Consider the following 5,229-nt stretch of genomic DNA (forward strand, 5'->3'; position numbering starts at 1 on the left):
AGCCCTGCTGGAGGGCGTCGGCGGCGGCGCAGCCGGTGGCGGGCAGCAGCGCCGCGGCGAGCAGGGCGGCCGTGGCGAGGGCGGCCCGGGGGCGGGGAGGCACGGGGTTCACCTCGGGGTGGCGGTCGGGGCGGAGCCGGTCGGGGCCGGGGTGGGCCCGGCGGTGGGCCCGGCGGGGGTGATGGTCAGTGGGACGGGGTGGTCGGCGACGGGTAGCAGGCAGCCCTTGGTCTCGCTGCAGGCGGCGTAGCCGAGGTGGAGGGTGGCCGGCCCGGTGCCGGCGGCGCGGACCGGGAGGCCGGCGGTGACGGGCCCGTCGGGGTAGACGGGAACCGTTCCGGTGACGCCCTCCAGGGCGAGCCGGCGGACGGGGGCGGTGACGGCGAGCGGGGCGGTGGTGCCGAGGGCGCCGTCGGTACGGGCCGTGGTGGGCCGGCCGACGCCGTCCACGCCGTCCGGGGGGAGGTCGGTGGCGTAGAGGTGGAAGCCGGTTTCCACGGGGGTGAAGGAGAGTTCGAGGGTGCCGGCGCCGTCGTGCCAGTCGCGGAGGGCGACGGTGACGGTGACGCCGCTGTCCTCGAAACGGCCGAGGAGGGTGGCGGCGGCCGTCGTCCGCTCGCTGCCGGCGCTGCCGCCGGTGGTGCCGGTGGTGCCGGTGGTGCCGCTCCCGGCGGCGCCGGCGGAGCAGCCGGCGACGGGGAGGGCGAGCAGGGCGGCGACCAGGGCCGCGGCAGGGCGGCGGGGGCTCACGGGGCCCACTTCTTGAGGAAGGAGGTGAAGCCGCCGGTGTTGAGGGAGGGCAGGCCGGCGGTGTTGGTGTCGGTGCGGACGGCGCCGTCGGGGGTGACCACGATCAGTACGGGCATCTTGTAACTGCCCTGGGAGTCGTACTTCTTGAGGAGGTTGAAGTTGGTGGTGCTGTGGCCGCCGATGTCGACCTGGACCAGGTGGTAGGAGGCGTTGAGGACGCTCTGCACCTGGCTGTCGCCGAGGGTCTTGTCGAGGGCCTTGCAGTTGCCGCACCAGGTGGCGCCGAAGTCGAGCAGGACGTTCCTGCCGTCGGACTTGGCCTGCCGGATGGCGGCGTCCACGGCGGCGGGCGAGTCGGCGGCGGCGTTGTAGCCGATGGCGATCGGGCCGCCACCGCCGGCGGCGGGCTTGGCCGGGGTGGTGGCGGCAGCCGTGGCCTTGCCGGCGGCGGCCGCGGAGGCGGACGCGGTGGCCGACGGCCGGGCGGTGGAGGCGGTCGGCGTCGGGGTCGCGGGGGCGGAGGTGCTGGGAGCCGCGGCCGGCTCGGTGGGGGTCCCGGTCTCCGGCGGGGCGGTGACGACGTTGATCGGCTCGGGCAGCGCGGCGGTGTCCGGGGCCGCGACGGTGGCGGCCGCGGGCTTGGCGGCCGCCGGGGCGGCGTCGGCTCCGGAGCCGGTCGGGCCGCAGGCGGCGAGGGTGGCGGCGGCGGTGGCGAGGGTGAGGGCAAGGGCTTGACGGCGCAAGGGAGTTCCTCGGGTCGGAGAGGATCGTGTTCAGGAGGGGGTGCGTGTTCGGAAGGGGGCGCGCGTGGGTGGTGGCGCGGGCGGACGGCCCGGCCCCCGGCGCGGTGGCGTCCGGCGGTGGCCGGATCAGTCGGAGAAGTCCTGGGTGAGCCAGACCGTGCTGGCGGGGTCGCGGTACACGGATATGCCGACGTGGGTGAAGCTCCGGCTGAGCAGGTTGCGGCGGTGGCCGTCCTCGGGCGGCTTCTCGTCGAGCATGCTCTGCGTCAGGCGGACGGCCTGGGCGGCGATGTCGGCGGTGGCGGTGGAGACCGGTCCGCCGCGGCCGATGTTCTCGCCGGCGGCGCCCCAGTGGACGCCCTGGGCGCTCTCCCGCTGGCCGACGGCGGGTTCGCCGGGGCACTGGTGGGCGAGGCCGCAGCCGCCGCTCATCACCTCGTTGTGCCCGGCGGCGGCCGCGGTGAGTCCGGTCGTCAGGGTGTACGGCGGGAGGCCCTGGGCGGCCCGGGCGTCGTTGATCAGGGCGAGGACCTGCTGGACCTCGTCCTCGCCGCTCGGCGCGCCCGCCGCAACGCCGCCGCTCCGCGCGGCGGGGGCCGTACTGCCGGTCGGGGCGGCGGGGGCTGCGGCGGACGTCCGGGTGGCGGGGGCCGCGGCCGGGGTGCCGGGGTCGCCGGTGCGGATGCCGGTGGGCGTCGCCGCCGAGGGGGAGGCGGGCTGGGGGCTCGCGCCGGCGGGCTCGGTGGCGGGCGCGGCCGGACCGGTCGGGACGGCCGTCGCGGAACCACCGACGGTGGCGATGGCGACGGGTGACACGGTGTCGGCCACTGCGGCGGCCGCGCCGGGTGCCGTGCCGCCGGCCGGGGCGGGGAGCGCGGCGACGGCGGCCACGGTGCCGCCGACGGCGAGCAGCAGCGCTCCGGCGACGGCCGCCCGGGGCAGCCGGGGTGCCCGCCGGGCGGCACGGTGAGCGGCGGCGCGGCGCTGGGGCCGGGGTGCGCGGGGGTCGATGGACATGGTGGTACCTCGGGATCGGGTGAGGGGTGCCGCGTCCCGGTGGGCGGCCCGGCCGTGGGGCCGGGCGTCGGGAGACGGTGGGTCGGCGCACCCCGGTCCGCGAGTCCGGGGTGCGCGGGGAGCCCTGTCGCGCCGCCGGTCCGGCGGGCCGTCAGAAGCTCTCTGCGACAGCGAGCATAGGCCGCCCGGACCGCCTGTCACGCCGTTGCGGCCGATCTTCAGGAACGGCTAAGGAAGCCCGCAGTCTGCGCTTCGGGAACGGCCCTCGAAACCCTGCCCGACCTGCGTCCGGACCCGTACGGAGAGGCCGTCCCGGCCCGGCCGGGAGGCCGGCGGGGTGGCTCGGGGATCGGTCTCTCTCGCCGGTCCGTCTCGCGGGCCTGTCTCGCAGTTCCGCTCAGAGATCCGTCTCGCGGACCGAGGACTGGGCGCGCGGCTGCACCGTGGAGGTGATCTGGGAGCGGTGGTGGGAGCTGGAGAAGGTGACCACCAGGGTCTGCGCGGAGCCCTGGGAGGTCTGGGTGGTGAAGCCGGACGCCGGCAGCGCGGAGACCAGGCAGACGGCGGTGGCGCCGTACCGGACCGTCACCTGCCCGCCCTCGGACTTGACGGTGTACACGCCCGGTCCGCCGGGGCAGGAGCCGGCCCGGTCGCCGCCCTGCGGCGTGGGCGCGGTCGTACCGGGCGTCGGGCCGGGCACGGTCGTACCGGGCGAGGTCGTGCCGGGCGTGGCCGGCACCCGGGTCCTCGTCGCCGAGGGGCCGCCTCCGGCGGACGGCGAGCCGCCCGGGGGAGCGGCGGAGGGCGTGGTGGACGGCGCCGCGGACGGCGAGCCGCCGGACGGGACGGGCGCCGCGGACGGGCTCTCCGCCACCGCCGAGTCCGCCGTCCCGATGCCGTTCGCCGTCGTCCGGACCGTCGGCGGGACCTCCGCGGTGGAGTCCACGACGAAGCCGACCGCGAAGAACACGGCCGTCACGGCGAAGGCCGTACAGCAGATCCAAACCAGCAGGTAGCGAGCGAGGCGGTGCACGCGGCCCATCATCCACGATCCGCTACGGTGTCCCCCATGCCGAGCGTCCTTGTCGTCGAAGACGAACCCGAGATACGCGCCTCGCTGATCGAGGTGCTCGGCGAGCACGGACACCTGGTGCGCAGCGCGGCCGACGGGTTCGGCGCGCTGCGCGAGGTCACCCGGGCGCCGCTGGACGCCGTGGTGCTCGACCTCGGGCTGCCGGACCTGGACGGCGCGGACGCGCTGCGCATGATCCGCGGCATCTCCCAGGTGCCGGTCCTGGTCGCCACCGCCCGCGACGACGAGGCGGAGATCATCAAGCTGCTGGACGCCGGCGCCGACGACTACCTGGTCAAGCCGTTCTCCGGCGGGCAGCTGGTGGCCCGGCTCAACGCGGTGCTGCGGCGCTCCGCGGCCGCCCACCACCCGCCGGCCGCCGCGCCCGGCCCGGAGGCCGGCCCGGGCGGGCTCCTCGCGGTGGGCGGGCTGGTCATCGACCCGCGCGGCCGCTCGGCCCACCTCGACGGGGCCGAGCTGAAACTGACCCGCCGCGAGTTCGACCTGCTCGCCTACCTGGCCCGGCACGTCGACCAGGTGGTGCCCAAGCGCCAGCTGCTCGCCGAGGTCTGGCGCGAGCCGTACGTGGACGACCAGACCATCGACGTCCACCTCTCGGCGCTGCGGCGCAAGCTCGGCGAGCGCGGTTCGCTCCCCAGGTACCTGAGGACGGTGCGCGGGGTCGGGATCAAGATGGTGACGCCCCGGTGAGACGGTCGCTGGCCGGGGTGGCCCTGGCCGTCACCTCGATGGTGGCCCTGGCGTTCCTGATCCCCCTCGGCGTGCTGGTGGCCGACCAGGCCCGCAAGCAGAGCACCACCGCCGCCGAGCAGCGGGCCGCCGCCCTGGCACCCGTGCTGGCCCTCACCACCGGCACCGCCGACCTCCAGCAGGCCGTCTCCGGCCTGGACCCGGGCGACGGGCTGGGCGTCCACCTGCCCGACGGCCGGCACCTGGGGGCCGGACACGCCCCCGCCGGACTGCTGCGCCGGGCGATGGACGAGGGCGAGTCGATCGCCCAGGACGTCCCCGGCGGCTGGCTCTACCTCCAGCCCGTGGTGCTCGGCCAGGACGGGACGGCCGTGGTCGAGGAGTTCGTCCCCGACGCCGACCTCACCCGCGGGGTGAGCGCCTCCTGGGCGGTGATGTCCCTGCTGGCCGTCGGCCTGATCGCCGGCTCGGTGCTGGTCGCCGACCGGCTCGGAGCCCAGGTGGTGCGCTCCTCCAGGACCCTCTCCCGGGCCTCGCACGCCCTCGGCGCCGGCGACCTGGAGATCCGGGTGGAGCCCGGCGGCCCCCGGGAGCTGCGGGACGCCGGGCAGGCCTTCAACGCCATGGCCGACCGCATGGTCGACCTGCTGGCCGCCGAACGCGAACTGGTCGCCGACCTGTCGCACCGGCTGCGCACCCCGCTGACCGCCCTCCACCTGGCCACCGACCGGATGGCCCCCGGCCCGGACACCCGCCGGATCGGCACGGCCGTGGCGCAGCTGGAGGAGGAACTCAACTCGATCATCGCCGCCGCCCGCACCCCCCTGGCCACCGGGCCGATGGGCCGTGCGCTCGCCGCCGCCGAGGACACCCCCGCGGCGCCACGGCTGGATCTTCCTGATCGCGGCCGGCAGCGGGGCCTACCTCGCGGCCTCC

General features: G+C 77.1%; 6 protein-coding genes. 2 read left to right on the plus strand and 4 right to left on the minus strand.

All coding sequences use genetic code 11. The annotated features are described in order from the left end of the window. Nucleotides 1–108: 108 nt before the first annotated feature. The 4 genes from ABZ885_RS34915 to ABZ885_RS34930 form a co-directional block, all read right to left on the minus strand. The gene (locus ABZ885_RS34915) at nt 109–750 is read right to left on the minus strand and encodes a hypothetical protein (protein WP_360197918.1); all 642 of its coding nucleotides are present in this window, start codon (nt 748–750) and stop codon (nt 109–111) included. Beyond that, entirely contained in the window at nt 747–1,493 is a 747-nt protein-coding gene (locus ABZ885_RS34920; RefSeq protein ID WP_360197921.1) for a thioredoxin family protein, read from the minus strand. Before ABZ885_RS34920 ends, ABZ885_RS34915 begins: the two co-directional genes overlap by 4 nt. A gap of 126 nt (nt 1,494–1,619) precedes the next feature. Continuing rightward, nucleotides 1,620–2,510 (minus strand): CAP domain-containing protein, encoded by an 891-nt coding sequence (locus tag ABZ885_RS34925; RefSeq protein WP_360197923.1) that lies wholly within the window; start codon nt 2,508–2,510, stop codon nt 1,620–1,622. 397 nt (nt 2,511–2,907) lie between these two features. Beyond that, a complete protein-coding gene (locus ABZ885_RS34930) occupies nt 2,908–3,543 on the minus strand; it encodes a hypothetical protein (RefSeq protein ID WP_360197926.1) in 636 nt (211 codons plus the stop codon). Nucleotides 3,544–3,579: 36 nt separating this feature from the next. Here ABZ885_RS34930 and ABZ885_RS34935 point away from each other — a divergent pair, with 36 nt between their 5' ends. Continuing rightward, nucleotides 3,580–4,293 (plus strand): response regulator transcription factor, encoded by a 714-nt coding sequence (locus ABZ885_RS34935; protein ID WP_360197929.1) that lies wholly within the window; start codon nt 3,580–3,582, stop codon nt 4,291–4,293. Beyond that, nucleotides 4,290–5,229 (plus strand): HAMP domain-containing protein (locus ABZ885_RS34940; protein ID WP_360197931.1); only part of this gene is annotated, 940 nt, incomplete at its 3' end. The genes ABZ885_RS34935 and ABZ885_RS34940, both read left to right, overlap by 4 nt.

It is taken from the genome of Kitasatospora sp. NPDC047058 (genome assembly GCF_040643935.1).
Lineage (GTDB): Bacteria > Actinomycetota > Actinomycetes > Streptomycetales > Streptomycetaceae > Kitasatospora.